The 15,614-nt window shown below is 75.2% G+C and carries 15 protein-coding genes; 8 read left to right on the forward strand and 7 right to left on the reverse strand.

The window, feature by feature from the left end; translation table 11 throughout:
- The first annotated feature begins 39 nt into the window (after nt 1-39).
- On the forward strand, nt 40-801 hold the full coding sequence (locus tag ACFYUV_RS49185) for an IclR family transcriptional regulator (protein ID WP_387682661.1): 762 nt from the start codon (nt 40-42) through the stop codon (nt 799-801).
- Between the two features lie 21 nt (nt 802-822).
- On the opposite strand, the gene ACFYUV_RS49190 is transcribed toward ACFYUV_RS49185, so the two are convergent.
- Nucleotides 823-1,587 (reverse strand): IclR family transcriptional regulator, encoded by a 765-nt coding sequence (locus ACFYUV_RS49190; RefSeq protein WP_387682664.1) that lies wholly within the window; start codon nt 1,585-1,587, stop codon nt 823-825.
- A gap of 79 nt (nt 1,588-1,666) precedes the next feature.
- Between ACFYUV_RS49190 and ACFYUV_RS49195 the strand changes: the two genes are divergently transcribed.
- Genes ACFYUV_RS49195 through ACFYUV_RS49210 form a run of 4 tightly spaced genes read left to right on the forward strand, consistent with a single transcriptional unit; the run spans nt 1,667 to nt 5,590 of the window.
- On the forward strand, nt 1,667-2,821 hold the full coding sequence (locus ACFYUV_RS49195; protein WP_387682667.1) for a cupin domain-containing protein: 1,155 nt from the start codon (nt 1,667-1,669) through the stop codon (nt 2,819-2,821).
- Nucleotides 2,818-3,651, forward strand: a complete 834-nt coding sequence (locus ACFYUV_RS49200) for a fumarylacetoacetate hydrolase family protein (RefSeq protein WP_352327259.1) — start codon at nt 2,818-2,820, stop codon at nt 3,649-3,651. The genes ACFYUV_RS49195 and ACFYUV_RS49200 overlap by 4 nt, the downstream gene beginning before the upstream one ends.
- Nucleotides 3,651-4,298 (forward strand): maleylpyruvate isomerase family mycothiol-dependent enzyme, encoded by a 648-nt coding sequence (locus tag ACFYUV_RS49205; protein ID WP_387682670.1) that lies wholly within the window; start codon nt 3,651-3,653, stop codon nt 4,296-4,298. The genes ACFYUV_RS49200 and ACFYUV_RS49205 overlap by 1 nt, the downstream gene beginning before the upstream one ends.
- A gap of 35 nt (nt 4,299-4,333) precedes the next feature.
- A complete protein-coding gene (locus ACFYUV_RS49210) occupies nt 4,334-5,590 on the forward strand; it encodes an FAD-dependent monooxygenase (RefSeq protein WP_387682673.1) in 1,257 nt (418 codons plus the stop codon).
- 4 nt (nt 5,591-5,594) lie between these two features.
- On the opposite strand, the gene ACFYUV_RS49215 is transcribed toward ACFYUV_RS49210, so the two are convergent.
- Together ACFYUV_RS49215 and ACFYUV_RS49220 are read right to left on the reverse strand one after the other, a co-directional pair.
- Nucleotides 5,595-6,254: a response regulator gene (locus ACFYUV_RS49215; protein ID WP_387682675.1), complete on the reverse strand. Its 660-nt coding sequence runs from the start codon at nt 6,252-6,254 to the stop codon at nt 5,595-5,597.
- Nucleotides 6,251-7,438, reverse strand: a complete 1,188-nt coding sequence (locus ACFYUV_RS49220; RefSeq protein ID WP_387682678.1) for a sensor histidine kinase — start codon at nt 7,436-7,438, stop codon at nt 6,251-6,253. Before ACFYUV_RS49220 ends, ACFYUV_RS49215 begins: the two co-directional genes overlap by 4 nt.
- A gap of 172 nt (nt 7,439-7,610) precedes the next feature.
- Here ACFYUV_RS49220 and ACFYUV_RS49225 point away from each other — a divergent pair, with 172 nt between their 5' ends.
- Nucleotides 7,611-8,555, forward strand: a complete 945-nt coding sequence (locus ACFYUV_RS49225) for an alpha/beta fold hydrolase (RefSeq protein ID WP_387682681.1) — start codon at nt 7,611-7,613, stop codon at nt 8,553-8,555.
- Between the two features lie 37 nt (nt 8,556-8,592).
- The gene (locus ACFYUV_RS49230) at nt 8,593-9,132 is read left to right on the forward strand and encodes a GNAT family N-acetyltransferase (RefSeq protein WP_387682684.1); all 540 of its coding nucleotides are present in this window, start codon (nt 8,593-8,595) and stop codon (nt 9,130-9,132) included.
- Here ACFYUV_RS49230 and ACFYUV_RS49235 read toward each other — a convergent pair.
- On the reverse strand, nt 9,095-10,114 hold the full coding sequence (locus tag ACFYUV_RS49235; protein WP_387682687.1) for a helix-turn-helix domain-containing protein: 1,020 nt from the start codon (nt 10,112-10,114) through the stop codon (nt 9,095-9,097). The genes ACFYUV_RS49230 and ACFYUV_RS49235 overlap by 38 nt on opposite strands.
- A gap of 71 nt (nt 10,115-10,185) precedes the next feature.
- Between ACFYUV_RS49235 and ACFYUV_RS49240 the strand changes: the two genes are divergently transcribed.
- Nucleotides 10,186-10,509: a cupin domain-containing protein gene (locus ACFYUV_RS49240; protein WP_387682690.1), complete on the forward strand. Its 324-nt coding sequence runs from the start codon at nt 10,186-10,188 to the stop codon at nt 10,507-10,509.
- A 57-nt stretch (nt 10,510-10,566) separates the two neighbouring features.
- On the opposite strand, the gene ACFYUV_RS49245 is transcribed toward ACFYUV_RS49240, so the two are convergent.
- The 3 genes from ACFYUV_RS49245 to ACFYUV_RS49255 are packed head-to-tail and all read right to left on the reverse strand — an operon-like array spanning nt 10,567 to nt 15,581.
- Entirely contained in the window at nt 10,567-11,553 is a 987-nt protein-coding gene (locus ACFYUV_RS49245) for a hypothetical protein (RefSeq protein ID WP_387682692.1), read from the reverse strand.
- The gene (locus tag ACFYUV_RS49250) at nt 11,553-12,194 is read right to left on the reverse strand and encodes a hemerythrin domain-containing protein (protein ID WP_387682694.1); all 642 of its coding nucleotides are present in this window, start codon (nt 12,192-12,194) and stop codon (nt 11,553-11,555) included. Before ACFYUV_RS49250 ends, ACFYUV_RS49245 begins: the two co-directional genes overlap by 1 nt.
- A gap of 45 nt (nt 12,195-12,239) precedes the next feature.
- On the reverse strand, nt 12,240-15,581 hold the full coding sequence (locus ACFYUV_RS49255) for a BTAD domain-containing putative transcriptional regulator (protein ID WP_387682696.1): 3,342 nt from the start codon (nt 15,579-15,581) through the stop codon (nt 12,240-12,242).
- Between the last annotated feature and the right edge of the window lie 33 nt (nt 15,582-15,614).

Raw genomic sequence — 15,614 nt, forward strand, 5'->3', positions numbered from 1 at the left:
CAACCAGCACATCGTCTCGTTCAGCGATACGCTGTGCCAGTGACCGATCGGCCCGACCTCGACACCGTACTGGGCAAGGCGGTGACGATCCTGCGCGCCTTCCGGCCCGACGACCGGGTCGTCAGCCTCGCCGAGCTGGTGCGGCGCACCGGCCTGCATAAGGCGACCGTCCACCGGCTGTCGGGCGATCTGGTCGCCAACCGCCTGCTCGACCGCGCCGACGGCGGCTACCGGCTCAGCCGCGGCCTGTTCGAGCTCGGCATGCTCGCCTCGCTCGAACGCAGCCTGCTCGAACTGGCGATGCCGTTCCTCCAGGACCTCTACGAACGCACCCACGAGACCGTGCACCTCGGCGTGCGCGAGGGGCACGACGTCGTCTACGTGGCCAAGATCGGCGGCCACCGCCAGGCCAGGGCGCCCTCGCGCACCGGCGGCCGGATGCCGCTCCACTGCACCGCGATCGGCAAGGCGCTGCTCGCGTACGCCGGGCCCGACCTGCGGCGCGAGGTGCTGACCGGGCCGCTGGAACGGCGTACGCCGCACACCGTCGTCGTGCCGAGCATCCTGCGCGGCCAGTTGCGGCGCGTCACGGAGACCGGGGTCGCGTTCGAGGCGGAGGAGTCGGCCGTCGGGCTGGTGTGCGTCGCCGCGCCGGTGCTGGGTCGCGGCGACGAGCCGCTCGCCGCGATCAGCGTGGCCGGCCCCACCGGCCGGTTCCGGCCCGAGGGGCACGTGGCCGCGGTGCGCGCGGCGGCGGCCGCGCTCGGCAGCACGCTCACCCGCCGCGACCTCCTCCGGTGAGGCGGACGATGTACCGGTGGCTCAGAGGGCGCGGCTGATCGCGTCGGCCGCGGACGTGAGCGCGGCGACGAGGGGTTTGATCTCCTTCGGGGAGTAGCGGACGCTGGGCATCGAGATCGACAGCGCCGCGCCGGTCGCGCCGTCGCGGCCCTTCACCGGGCAGCCCACCGCGACCACGCCCCGCTCGGTGCGCTCCAGGTTGAGCGCGACCCCGCTGTGCCGCACGGACCGCAGGTCCCGCCGCAGCCGCGCGAGGTCGGGCAGCTCCTCGGCCGGGTCGCCCCGGTCGCCGGGGGCGTAGAGCTGCGCCAGCTCCTCGTCGGAGAGGGCCGCCAGCGCCACCAGTCCGCCGGTGGCCTGGTGGGCCGGGAAGACCATGCCTTCACGGCTGCCCACCCGCAGGGCCTGCCCGCACTCGACCGAGGCGATGAAGCGCACGTTGCGCCCGGTGCGGATGCTGAGGTTCACCGTCTCGTCGATCCGGTCCACCAGCGCCCGCATCTCGCCGAGCGCCGCCGCCCGCAGCGCGCCGACGTCGGACTGCGCGCGCTCGGCCAGCGCGAGGACCGGGCCCACCCGGTAGCTGCGGTCGTCGTTCTGCACCGCGAAATCGCGGTACACCAGCGCGGTCAGCAGCCGGTGGGCCGTGGAGCGGGCCACGCCGAGCCGCTCGGCGGCGGCCGAGACGGTGATCACCCCGTCGAGCTGGAGGATCTGCGCGAGCCGCAGAGCATGGTCGACGCTGGTGGGCGCGTAGGCCGGCGGGGTCTTCATGGGCTTGGCCATGGAACCGATCCTGGCACATGAATTCCGCTGTGCAGAATCCTCTTTTCCAGTCAGGTCGCCTGCGCGGATAGTCGGGGCCATGCCCCACGTGAACGCCGGCGGCTCGCCGGTCAAGATCGCCGCCGTGGACCGGCCGGACCAGCCCTCGCTCAGCCCCGAGCTGGAGGACCTCTACCGAGGCTTCGAGAAGGCGCTGCTCGTCCCGTTGTGGACGGAGATCGGCGACCTGATGCCGCCGCACCCGCGCTCCAGCGCGCAGCCGCACCGGTGGGAGTGGGGCACGCTGCTCGACCTCGCCGGCCGCGCCGGCGAACTGGTCCCGGTCGGGCGTGGCGGCGAGCGCCGGGCGATCGCGCTGGCCAACCCCAGCCTGGGCGGCAAGCCGTACGCGACGCCGACCCTGTGGGCCGCGATCCAGTACCTGATGCCGGGCGAGAACGCCCCCGAGCACCGGCACAGCCAGAACGCCTTCCGCTTCGTCGTCGAGGGCGAGGGCGTGTGGACCGTGGTCGAGCGCGACCCGGTGCCGATGCGCCGCGGCGACTTCCTCCCCCAGCCCGGCCTGCACTGGCACGCCCACCACAACGCGGCCGACACGCCCATGGCCTGGATCGACGGGCTCGACATCCCGTTCCAGTACGGCGTCGAGGCGCAGTTCTTCGACTTCGGCCGGGACACCCTCACCGAGGAGGAGCACGCCACCCCCGACCGTTCGCGCGCCGAGCGGCTCTGGGGGCACCCCGGCCTGGCCCCGGTCTCCCAGCTCCGCCGGCACGAGGGCACGCCGTTGCTCTGCTACCGCTGGACCGACACCGACGCCGCGCTGACCGACCAGCTCGCGCTGGAGCGGGAGGGGCACGCGGGCCCGATCGAGCCCGGCCACGCCCTGGTCCGATACATCGACCCGACGACCGCCGGCGACGTGCTGCCGACGATCCGGGCGCAGTTCCACCGGATCACGACGGGGGTGGAGACCGCGCCTTACCGGGAGACCGGCTCGTCGGTCTACCAGGTCTTCGACGGGTCCGGCCAGGTCACCGTCGGCGACCGGTCGTGGCGGGTGAGCCGCGGCGACCTGTTCGTCGTGCCGTCCTGGCAGCCGCTGTCGATCCGCTCGGAGGCGTCGGCCTCCGACTCCGACTCCGGCGCGCTCGACCTGTTCCAGTTCAGCGACGCCCCGATCTTCACCAGGCTCGGCCTGTACCGCAGCCACACCGAGGAGAACAGCCGATGAAGCTCGCCACCGTCCGTCTGGACGACCACCGCACCGCCGCCGTCCGCGTCGAGGGCGACGAGCTCGTCGAGGTGGGCCGGGCCGACGTCGGCGCGGTGCTGGCCGCGCCCGGCGGCCTGGAGGGCGCCGCTGCGGCCGACGGCCCGCGCCACCCGCTCGCCGGCGCCGACCTCGCCCCGGTCGTGCCGCGGCCGAGCAAGGTCGTCTGCGTGGGGCTGAACTACCAGAACCACATCAAGGAGATGGGCCGCGACCTGCCCGAGTACCCGACCCTCTTCGCCAAGTTCGCCGACACCCTGATCGGCGCCGCGGACGACATCCGGCGTCCGGCGGAGACCGACCAGTTCGACTGGGAGGCCGAGCTGGCCGTGGTCATCGGCCGGCCGGTGCGGCGGGCGGACGAGGAGCAGGCGGTCGCCGCGATCGCCGGGTTCACCGTGCTCAACGACGTCACCTGCCGGGACTGGCAGTTCCGGACCCGGGAGTGGCTGCAGGGCAAGAACTGGGACTCCACCACCCCGATCGGCCCGTTCCTGGTCACCGCGGACGAGACCGGCCCGCGGCCGGCGCTCGACGTCCGCTGCGAGGTCGACGGCCGGGTGATGCAGTCGGACAACACCGGCGACCTGCTCTTCGACCCGGTCCACCTGGTCCGCTACGTCTCGACGATGGTCCGGCTCAACCCGGGCGACGTGATCGCGACCGGCACGCCGGGCGGCGTCGGCCACGCGCGCAAGCCGCCGGTCTTCCTGCGCGGCGGCGAGCTCGTCGTGACCGAGATCGAGGGGCTGGGCAGGCTGGAGAACCGCGTCGTCGGCGAGGGCGCGTGATGGCGCGCGACCTCGCCACCACGCTCGCGTGGGTCGAGACGGGGACCGGGCTGTGCGCGTCGGCCATCGCCGGTCTGTCCGAGCGGGAGTACGACGCCGCGTCGGCCCTGCCCGGCTGGACGCGCAAGCACGTCGTGGCGCACCTGGCGGCGAACGCCGAGGCGATCGGCAACCTGGTCCGCTGGGCGCGCACCGGCGAGCCGACCCCGATGTACGCCTCCCCGCAGGCGCGCGCCGCCGGGATCGAGCGGGGCGCCCTGCTGGACGCCGGCGAGCTGGCCCGGTGGTTCACCGAGTCGGCCGCGACCCTGGCCACCGCCATGGCGGCACTGCCCGAGAAGGCGTGGCGGGCCGAGGTGGTGACCGCGCAGGGACGGACCGTGCCGGCGAGCGAGATCCCCTGGATGCGCGGCCGGGAGGTCATGGTGCACGCGGTGGACCTGGCCACCGGGCTCACCTTCGCCGACCTTCCCGACGGTTTCCTGCGGGAGCTGCGGGAGGACATCCGCGCCAAGCGCGGCCCCGGCGCGGTGCCCGACGTCGCGGGGTCGCTGCCCGACGTGACCGCCTACCTGGCCGGACGCCCGGCGGGCGGAGTGACCGCCGCCGGCGGCGGACGCGCACCGACCCTGCCTCCGTGGCTGTGACGAGCCTCCGTGGCTGTGACGAGAAGGAAGATCCTATGGGCACCCTCCCCTCCACCCGTGCCGACGTGATCGTCGTCGGGGGCGGCATCGGCGGTCTGTCCGCCGCCCTCGCCCTGGTCCGCCAGGGCCTGCGGGTCCGGGTGTACGAGCAGGCCTCGGCGTTCGGCGAGGTCGGCGCGGGCCTGCAGCTCGCCCCGAACTGCACCCGCATCCTGGACCGCTACGGCCTGCTGGCCGAGGCGGCCGCGCTCGGCGTGCTGCCCGAGACCATGGTCATGAAGGACGCCCTGGACGCCACCGAGCTGACCCGGCTCGACCTGCGCGACGTCGAACGCCGCTACGGGTACCCCTACCTGGTGATCCACCGCAGCGACCTGCACGGCATCCTGCTGCGCGCCTGCGAGCGGGCGGGCGTCGAGCTGCTCACCGACGCCCGCTGCACGTGGTACGAGAACGTCGAGGGCGGCGCCCGCGTGCGGTTCGCCGACGGCGTCGTGGACGAGGCGGACGTGGTGATCGCCGCCGACGGCCTGCACTCGATCGCCCGCGAACTGCTGGTCCAGGACGAGCCGGTGAACTCCGGATACGTCGCCTACCGCTGCGCGGTGCCGTTCGAGCAGGTCGCCGGCAACGACGTCCAGGACAAGGACGTCGTCGTGTACGTCGGGCCGCGCTGCCACTTCGTGCAGTACCCGCTGCGGGGCGCGGAGACGTTCAACCAGGTCGCCGTGTTCGAGTCGCCGAAGGCGCTGGCCGGCCAGGACGACTGGGGCACCCCCGACGAGCTGGACGCGGCGTTCGCGGGAACCTGCGACCAGGTCCAGCGGGGCCTGCCGCTGATGTGGCGCGACCGGTGGTGGCGGATGTTCGACCGCGACCCCATCATGACCTGGGTCACTGGGCGGATCGCGCTGCTCGGCGACGCCGCGCACCCGCCGCTGCAGTACATGGCGCAGGGCGCGATCATGGCGATCGAGGACGGCTGGGTGCTCGGTGAGCACGTCGCCGCCCAGCGCGCCGCGGGCGGACCGGTCGTGGACTGGGACCGGGCGCTGGCCGCCTACGAGGCGGTACGGCCCGAGCACTGCCGCCGGGTGGTCGGCACGGCCCGGGCGTGGGGCGCGTTGTGGCACCTGGAGGGCGTCCGGAGACTGCAGCGCAACGCCCTGCTGCGGGAGCGCGACGTCCACGACTACTCGTTCGTCGACTGGATCTTCGGCCCGACGGCCCTGACCCCCGAGGACGAGCCGGAGATGTTCCGCCCGATCCCCCTCGACTCCGCCCCGCTGTGAGGCGTCAGGTCGCCAGGCCCCGGCGGTAGGCGTAGACCACCGCCTGCACGCGGTCCCGCAGGCCGAGTTTGGCCAGGATGCGTGACACGTACGTCTTGACGGTCTCGTGGCTGATCACCAGCGTGGCGGCGATCTCGCTGTTGGACCGGCCGTCGGCGATCAGGCGCAGCACCTCCAGCTCGCGCGGGGTCAGCGCGGTCTCCCCGGACGGCGGCTCGGCCGGGCGGATGCGGGCCGCGTACCGGCCGACCAGCTGGCGCGTCACCTCGGGGGCCAGCAGCGCGGCGCCCGAGGCGACGGTGCGGATGCCGTGCAGGAGCTGCGCCGGCGGGGCGTCCTTGAGCAGGAAGCCGCTGGCCCCCGCGCGCAGCGCCTCGTAGACGTACTCGTCGAGGTTGAACGTGGTCACCACGAGCACCTTGACCGGGTCGTCGACCCCGGCGCCGGCCAGCAGCCGGGTGGCCTCGATGCCGCCGAGCACCGGCATGCGCACGTCCATGACGACGAGGTCGGGCCGCAGCCGGCGGGCGAGGTCCACCGCGGCGCGGCCGTCGCCGCACTCCCCCACGACCTCCAGGTCCGGCTGGGCGTCGATGATCGTCGCGAAGCCGGTGCGGATCAGCGCCTGGTCGTCGCAGACCAGCACCCGGATCGGCGCGCTCACGACGGGCCGCCCGCGGGGACGCGGGCCCGCACCACGAAGGCGCCGCCCGCCTGCCGGCCGGCGCTGAACTCGCCGCCGAGGGCGTCCACCCGCTCGCGGAGCCCGGCCAGGCCCCGTCGGCTCCCGCCGGGAGCGGCGGGAGCGGCGGGAGCGGCGGGAGCGGCGGGAGCGGCGGCCCGGGAGCCGGGCCCGTGGGTGCTGACCACCACGCTGATCTCCTTCTCGCCGTGACGCACCCGGACCGCGGTGGGGCTGCCGTGGGCGTGTTTCAGGGCGTTCGTCAGGGCCTCCTGGACGACCCTGTAGGCGACGAACTCGGCGCTGCCCGCCGGTTCCGCCCGGCTGCCCTCCTCGGCGAACTCCACCGGCTGCCCCGCCCGGCGGGTCCGCTCCACGAGGGTGTGCAGGTCGGCGGCGGACGGCAGGCCGTCGGGGTCGTGATCGGCCTTGAGCAGGTCGAGCATGTGCCGCAGGTCGGCGATGGCCCGGCGGCCGGTGTCGGTGACGGCGTTCAGCGTCGCGTCGAGCCGTTCCGGGACGGCGGTCAGGTAACGGGCGGCCTCGGCCTGCACCACCATCGCCGTCACGTGGTGCGTCACGACGTCGTGCAGCTCGCGGGCGATCCGGGTGCGTTCGGCGGCGCGGGTGGCCTCGGCGACGTGGCGGCGGCGTTCCTCCTCGGCGGCCCGGGTCGAACGCAGCCAGGCCCCGATGCCCCAGGTGAGGGCCAGCGCCAGGTAGAACACCACGTACCCCTCGACCCGCTCGTCCGCGCCGAGCCGGTCGAGCGCGAGGGCCAGCGGCACGTACGCCAGCGACAGGAGGACCACGGTGACGCGCCGGACACGCTCCAGGTGGGCGCCCGCGCTGATGAGCGCGACGGGCAGCACGTTGCTCGCGAACAGGTGGTAGGCGCGCAGCTGGTCGAGGGCGAAGCCGAGCGACACCAGTACGAGGCACACCGCCGGCCACCGCCGCCGGACGGCGAGCGGCAGGCACTCCAGGGCGATCGCCACCAGGGCCACCCCGTCGAAGGGACGGGCGGGCAGGTCGCCCACCTGCGTGCCCTTGTCGTGGAGGCCCGGCAGGAGCGACGCGGCGGCCACCAGCAGCCCGAACGGCAGATCCCGGACCACGACGTCGCACCGTCGCCACACCTCCGTGGCCCGCCGTAGATCGATCACCGGGCGAGCGTAGCGGGACCACGGGCGTGCGGGCGCCGATAAGCCTGCTTTGTCCCCCGTGCGAGCTACCGGGGAATGTCCACCGTGCGGTGACGATCCCGGCGCCGCCCGGTCCGTAACGTTGCGGGGCGGCCACGGCGTTCCGCCGGCCTTTCCCGTTCGTACCCCCGCCGTGCGCATCGCCTCCGCGGCGGCCGGCTCACTGGAGGACCTCATGCTCGCCAAGATCAGGACACCCGTCGCGGCCGTGCTGTGCTGCGTCGGTCTCGGCGCGGGGGTGGCCGGCTGCGACGGCGACGCGATGGAGAACTGGGACCCCTTCGCCGCCTCCACGCCCTCCGCGTCCTCCGCGCCGATCTCCGGCACTGAGAAGATCACCGTGGCGGGCCGGTCGGTGAACGTGTCCTGCTCGGGCGAGCCGGTCCAGGGCGGCCCGGTCGTCGTCCTGATGCACGGCGGCGGCGACGGGCTGGACAAGATGGCGTCCCTGCAGAAGACGTTGAGCGGCAAGCACCGGGTCTGCTCCTACGACCGGCTCGGCGCGGGCAAGAGCGACCAGCCGGACGGTCCGCAGGACCTCGCCGCCAGCGGCCGGATCCTGACCGGCGTGCTCGACCACGTCGCCGGGAAGGCCCCGGTCGTCCTGGCCGGTCACTCGCTGGGCGGGCTGATCGCCGCCCGGTACGCCCCCGACCACCAGGACAGGGTCAAGGGCCTGGTCCTGCTGGACGCCACCCCGCCCACCATGATGAACGACATCGAGCAGGCGATCCCGAAGTCCGCCGAGGGCCCGGCCGCCGAGCTGCGCGCGCAGAACCTGGCGATCTTCCAGGGGCAGAACCCGGAGCAGCTGGTCATCCCCGACGGCCCGGTCCGCTCCGCCGGTGACATCCCGGTCGAGGTCGTCCGGCACGGCAAGCCGTACCTGGAGGCCCTGCCCGAGTACGGGCCGCGCCTGGAGCGGGCGTGGGCGGCGGGCCAGCGCAAGTGGCTGGCGCTGTCCGGCCGCAGCAAACTGAGCACGGCCGCGGGTAGCGAGCACTACATCTACGTGGACGAGCCCGGCGTCGCCGTCGAGGCCGTCGACCGCGTCGCCGGGCAGGCGCGGGACCGATGATCCGGCCGGTCGCGGGGATCTGATAGAAGGCTGGTTCATGACAGCAGCGTTCATCAGGTTCGTCCCTGACGATGTCGACGACCTGGTCGCCTTCCTGACCGGCGAGGACTGGCCCTTCCACGTCGGACGGCCGGAGGCCGAGGCCGTCCGGCGGCGGGCCGCCGACGGTCACTACGACGACGCCGACGAACGCACCTTCTGGGTGGTCTCCGAGGGCGAGCGGGCCGGGTTGATCAGGTTGCAGGACCTCGCCGACGAAGGACCGGTCTTCGACCTGCGCGTCAGGGCCGCCCACCGGGGGCGCGGGCTCGGCGGCCAGGCGGTGCGCTGGCTGACCGGCCACCTGTTCACCGAGCTGCCGGGGATCACCCGGATCGAGGGCACCACCCGGCAGGACAACCTGGCCATGCGTGCCGTCTTCCGCGGCGCGGGCTTCGTGAAGGAGGCGCACTACCGCAGGGCGTGGCCGGGACGCGACGGACGCCTGTACGACTCGGTCGCCTACGCGATCCTGCGCTCGGACTGGGAGACCGGCGAGGTCACGCCGGTGGCGTGGGAGGACGAGCCCCGCCCCTGACGGTCACGGCGGACGGTCGCGAGACGCCGCCGTCGTGCTCGCCGAACGAGCGGCGGTAGGCGGCGGGCGTGGTGTGCACCAGGGAGTGGAAGCGTCTGCGCAGGTTGGCGGCCGAGGACAGGCCGACCCTGGCCGCGATCGTCTCCACGGGGAGGTCGGTCTCCTCCAGCAGGGCCCGCGCCGCCGTGACGCGCTGCTGGAGCAGCCATCGGCCGGGGCTGACGCCGAGCTGGCCGGCGAACCTGCGGGCGAGGGTCCGCGGGGAGACCCCGGCCCGTGCGGCGAGGTCGTCGAGGGTGAGGGGTTCGTCCAGGCGTTCGGCGGCCCAGTCGAGGAGCGGCGCGAGCGACTCCGGCCGGCGGTCCGTGACGGGCGCGGTGCTGTACTGGAGCTGGCCGCCCTCGCGGTGCGGCGGCATGACCATGTGGCGGGCGATGTGCGCGGCGTAGGCCGCGCCGTGGTCGGCGCGGGCCAGGTGCAGGCACAGGTCGATGCCGGCGGCGGTGCCGGCGCTGGTGGCGAGGTCGCCCAGGTCGATGTACAGCGTGTCGGGTTCGACCTGTACGTCGGGAAAGCGGTCCGCGAGCTCGGCGGCGAGCCGCCAGTGGGTGGTCGCCCTGCGGTGATCGAGCAGTCCGGTCCCGGCGAGCAGGAAGCTTCCCGAGCAGATCGCGACGATCCGGGCGCCTCGCCGGTGGGCCCGCCGGATCGCCTCGATCACGGCGGGCGGCGCCGGGTCGTCGCGGCGGTGCCATCCGGGGATCACCACCGTGTCGGCGGCCTCCAGCGCGGACAGGCCCGCGCCGACCGCCATGTCGTACCCGGCCAGCGTCGGTACGGCGCCCGGACGTTCGGCGCACACCTGGAAGGAGTAGCGGGCGGGCAGGCCCGGCCGGCGCACGCCGAAGACCTCCGCCGCGCACGCCAGCTCGAACGTGGACTGCGGCGGCAGGACCAGCGCCACCACTCGCTGAACGGTCATGGCAGGAAAGTACCGCCACACGTCAATCCAGACACTGGGCGGGGGACGGCGTCCGCCGCGACGATGGGCTCATGACGCAAGATGCGAACGACGTCCAGATCCTGCACGTCGACGAGGTGGAAGCCGTCGAGGTCGTCCCCGGGATCGTCCGGCGGCGGCTGCCCGCCACGGACCGGGCCCGCGGCTGGATGTACGACTTCGCCCCGGGCACCGAGTGGCCCGAGGCGGACGTGCACGACGGCGAGGAACGCTACTACGTGATCTCGGGCGAGTTCATCGACCGGGGTCACCGGCTCGGGCCGGGCAGTTACGTCGTGTTCGCGCCGGGCAGCACGCATCGCCCGCGCACCGAGACGGGCGCCCGCATGCTGGGCATCAGCATCCTCACCCCGTAGGGACGCCGCAGGCCGGGGACCGGCGGGCGGCGTCGGTCACGCGGGCGGCGGGCAGCGTCAGTCACGCGGGCGGCGGACGCGGGGAACGGGCTGGCCGCGGCGGGCGGCCTCGGCCTCCAGCCGCTTCCGCAGCAGCCTGCCCTGGCCGAGGAACGAACGGCTGCGCTCCCGGCGGCTCCCCGCCAGGCTCCAGTCGTTGAGCGCCCGCTCGACCCGCACGCTCAGCCGGTCGCCCGCACCGGTGGCCCGCCCGAGCAGCACGACGTTCTCCTGCCACTCCATGGCCGGGCCGTGCCGGTGGAAGGTCAGGCACACCGGCCCGTCGGCCGCCTGGACGCCCGCGGGCAGCCGCAGGTCGAAGCCCGCCTCGGTGCGTACGGCCGAGCGGGTGGGCACGGCCAGCGGCAGGCCGTCGGCCACCATGGTGACGACGGGCTCGCCCAGGCGGGCGGCGCGGCCGGCGAACGGCCGCCAGTCCGCCGGCGGGGCCGACCGGCTCGGCAGCCGGGGGCCGGTGGGGGCGGGATCGGAGGCGGGCGCGGTGACGTCCGGGGGGCCCGTCCAGATCTCGGGCGTCCTGGACAGGTCGCCCTCGGGCCACCAGACGATCCGCTCGGGGGTGACCTCCACCCAGATGCGGGCGAAGTACCAGCCCAGCCGCCTCACCAGGAACCACGGCATCCCGGCGAACCCGGCGCCGGTCTTGGCCAGCGACTCGCGGACGTACCGGTCGGTGCCGGCCTGCAGGTCCGCGTCGCGCACGGTCGCCCGGCCCTGCACCAGGACGACGGGCGCCCGGTCCGGCCCGCCCTCCGCGCCGGAGCACAGCAGCGCGACGCGCGGGTCCCGGCGGGCGCGCTCGGCCTTGTCCGGGTAGGTGAGCCCGGTGCTGACGTCGAGCGTGCCGCCCGCGCCGGCGTACGGCGTGACGGGCCAGGTGACGGGGCGGCCGTCGCGGGTGAGCGAGGCGTACGCGCAGACCAGGGCGCGGCCGAAGACCTCGGCCGCCCGGCGCGGCGAGACGGTGGGTGCGGACGCGGTCATCACGGCTCCAGGATCAGGTCGGCGGGGGTGGTGCCGTACAGGCGGGTGAAACGCCGCCGGTAGGCCGGCCACCAGAACAGGCGGAACATCAGCCGGGCCACGACCGGCAGGTCCGCGTACGACGCCGCGAGCAGGCGGGCGTCGGCGCTGGAGGCGAGCCAGCCGAGGATGACGGGGACCCGGCGGCGGCCGAAGTCGTCCATCGCCTGACGCCGATCGGCCTCGACGTCGGCGGGGGTGAGGTGGGCGAGCATGAGCGGCACGGCGACCCGCTCCTCGTGGTCGAGGTGCTCGTTGACGAGCTCGTGCAGCCGCCGCAGGACGGGCGCGCGCCCGGCCAGGGGCGCCCCGCGGTCGGCGGCGGCCTCGATCAGCGGGTCGAGCAGGGAGTGCTCGGACTCCAGCTCGGCCAGCGCGTCCGCCGCCTGCGGGGCGCGGCCGGTGAGCTTGGGCCACAGGGCGGCGTCCTCGTGCGTGTGGTGGGCGTGCAGCATGTCCAGCACGAGCGCGAGCTGCTCCGCCAGCAGCTCCTCGTGCGCGTCGTCACGCGGGTCGCCGCACGCCTCGGCCAGGCGGCCGAACTCGGCGCGGAAACCGGCGTGCATCATCAGGAAGCCGGTCAGGTGTTCTGGTGTGATCATCAGTCTGTTCCCTCACGTGTCGGGAACAGCGTGCGCGCCGGGCCTCTACGTGCACTTGGCGAGCGCTTGGCGGGCCCTTGTCAGCCAGTAGGCCGCACCGGCCCGCTCCAGCTGGCGCACCGCCTCGCGCAGGTGGGCGCGGGCCCCCTCGCGGTCACCGAGCGCCAGCAGCGCCTCGCCCAGGTGGCCGTCGTACGCGCCGTCGACGGTGGTGCAGGCGCCGTTCACGTGCAGCAGCCCGGCGAACGGGCGGAACGCGTCGTAGACCTCCCGGACGACGTCCGCCTCGCCGAGCCGGATCGCCGCGTGCAGCCGGCACATGGCGGCCATCGCCCAGTGGTAGTCGCGCGGCGGCATGGGCGTCTCGCGCAGGATGCGCCGGGCGCGCTCGGGCTCGCCCAGCTCCGCCAGCGCGTACGCCAGGGCGTAGGCGGGCCCCGCCAGGCCGGTGTGCCGGGCCATCTCCTCGATCCAGGCCGCCTCCTCGCCCAGGCGGTCCTCCTGGATGATCGTCTCGGCCCGTCCGCCGAGCATGCTGAGCTCGAAGTAGGCCAGGTCGGCGAACGACAACATCGCCCTGACGGGCTCGAAGTGCCGGGCCGGGTCGGGGACGCCCTGGAACAGGTCGAGCCCCACGTGCGCCACCGCGGCCTGCAGCGCCAGCGTGGGACTGTGCAGGTCGCGCAGCAGCGTGCCGATCTCCGCCAGCAGGTCGCGGGCCTGCGGCACCCTGCCGTGCTCCACGTGGTGGCCGACGAGGTGCAGCTGCGCGATCACCCTGAGCTGGGGCGACAGGTCCGGCTCGGCCAGCAGGCGGCGGGCGGTCCCGGCGCGCTGCTCGACGAAGTCCTGTCCCTGCAGCGCGATGAGCCGCAGGTGCAGGACGCGCCGCAGCAGGGCGGGGTCGTCCAGGCGCTCGGCCGCCGCCACGGCCCGCTCGGAGACCGCGCCGACCTCGTCCTCGCGGCCGGTCTGGGCGAGCACGACGGCCCTGACGGCCTGCGCCGTCGCCCAGGCCGGGGTGGACGGCGGCAGCTCGCGCGCGGCCCGGTCCGCCGCGTCGCGTACGGCGGCCACGTCGACGCCGTACCGGAAGGGCACCCAGATGCCATGGCCCATCGCGATGTCGGCGGCTCTGACGGCTTTGTCCAGGTCGTCGCCGGCCATGGCGAGCGCCTGCTCGACCGCCTCGTACCCCTCGTCGAACCGGCCGGCGGCGTAGCGGCTCTCCGCCAGCCCGACGGCCAGCTCGAACCGCTCGGCCGCGCTCGCGCCGGCCGGCTCGGCGGCCGCCAGCGCCTCCTGCCAGGACACGGCCGCGTCGTCGGGCGCGTGCCGTCGCCGGGCCGCCCGTGCCGCGCGGGCCGCGTAGTCCATCGCCATGCGGGCGGGCTCCGCGCCCAGCTCCGCCGCCGCCAGCCAGTGCCGCGCGATCACCGCCGCGCGGTCGTCGCGGTCGTCGCGGCCGCCGTGCACGGCGGTGAGGGCGGCCGCCACCTGCTCGTGCACCCGCGCCCGCCACAGCCGCGACCGGCGCGACAACAACGCGTCGGTCACCAGGGCGTGCGCGAACTCGTATCCGCCCAGCCGGTACGACGACTCCCGGACCAGCCCCGCGCCGAGCGCCGCGTCGAGCGACGGCAGCAGGTCGCCGACCGTGCCGCCGGCGACCCGGGCCAGGACGACCGCCTCGAACTCGTCGCCCATCACGGCGGCCAGCTCCAGCACGCGGGACGCCTCCTCCCCCAGGCCCGCCACCCGGTGCAGCACGACGTCCAGGACGCCCTGCGGCAGCCCGTCGCCCGCGCGGGCCAGCTCGGCGAGGAAGAACGGGTTCCCGGCGGTGCGCCGGCGCAGCTCCTCGGCCCCGTGGCCGCCCGGATCGCGGCCGGACAGCTCCTTGACCAGTGCGCGGACCTCCTCGGTGGCCAGCCCGTCCAGCCCGAGCCGGCGCGCGCCGAGCCGGGACAGCGCCGACAGCGTGGCGGTGAGCGCCGACGCCTCGTGCCGTCGGAACGTCGCCACCAGCAGCAGGCCCGGCCGGGCGGTGGCGGCCACGTGGACCAGCAGCCGCAGCGTGGCGTCGTCGGCCGCGTGCAGGTCCTCCAGCACGACGACCGCCGGGCCGACCGCGGCCAGGAACGCGCCGACGGCCTCGAAGAACCGCAGCCGCGCCCCCTGCGCGTCGGACGCCGGGACCGCCTGCGCACCGCCCGACAGGAACGTGCCGACCTCGCCGGGCAGGGCGGCCTGCGGGGCCGCGGCGGCGAGGTCGCGCAGGACGCGTTCCCAGGGCCACAGGGCGGGCGCGGTCTCGTGGTCGGGGCTCGCCCCCCAGCCGACCGGCACGCCGGCGGTCGCGCGGAACCGCCTCAGCAGGCTCGTCTTGCCGACGCCCGGCTCGCCGTCCACCAGCACGACCTGCCCGGCGGCGGACGCCGCCCCGGCCGCCTCGGTCAGGAACGCGAGCGCGCTCTCCCGGCCGACGAACACCGGCTGGTCCGGCGCGGGCTCGCCGGCGCCGGGCGCCGCCGCGCCCACCGGCGTCCGCGGCGGCTCGGGGTGCGGGGCGGGCAGCGTGGACGGCAGCGTGGACGGCGGCGGGGTGGCGGGACGGCCGGGCGGTAACAGCGCGGCGTCCTGGCGCAGCACCGCGGCTTCGAGCTCGCGCAGCCGCGGACCCGGGTCGATGCCCAGTTCCCCGGCGAGCACGTCGCGCACCCCGCGCAGGCATTCCAGGGCCGCCGCCTGCCGCCCGGCGCGGTAGTGGGCCAGCACCAGCAGTTCCCAGGCCCGCTCGCGCAGCGGATGCTCGCGGACGAACGGGTCCAGCCGCGCGACCACGTCCGTGTGGCGGCCCAGGTCCAGCAGGGCCGCGGCCAGCGCCTCCACCGCGTCCAGCCGTACCTGCTCCAGGCGGCCGATCTCCGGTTGCGCCCACTCCTGGGCGCGCACGTCCGCGTACGGGTCGCCGCGCCACAGGCCGAGCGCCTCGGCGAGGTCGGCCGCCGCCTGCTCGTGCCGTCCCGCGGCCAGGTGGGCGGAGCCGGCCGACACGAGCGTGCCGAAGTCCGTCGTGTCGAGGGCGAGCCCGCCGGTCATCAGGCCGTAGCCGTCGGCGGCGCTGACCAGGACGGCCGGGGTCGCGCCCGGCCGCCGGTCGGGCTCCAGCCGGCGGCGCAGGTTGGAGACGTACACCTGCAGGCTGCCCTGGACGCTCGGCGGCGGGTCGCCGGCCCACAGCCGGTCGGCCAGCAGGTCGGCGGGGAGCACGCGACCGGCGTGCATCGCGAGGAGGGCGAGCAGGGCCCGCTGCTTGGGCGGCCCGACCGGTACGGCCTGCCCGGCCACGACGAGTTCCATGGGCCCGAGGACGTTCAGCCGCACGCGCCCATGGTAGGGGCCGCCTTTCAACCGGTC

Source organism: Nonomuraea sp. NPDC003560, assembly GCF_042878785.1.
Taxonomy (GTDB): Bacteria; Actinomycetota; Actinomycetes; order Streptosporangiales; family Streptosporangiaceae; genus Nonomuraea.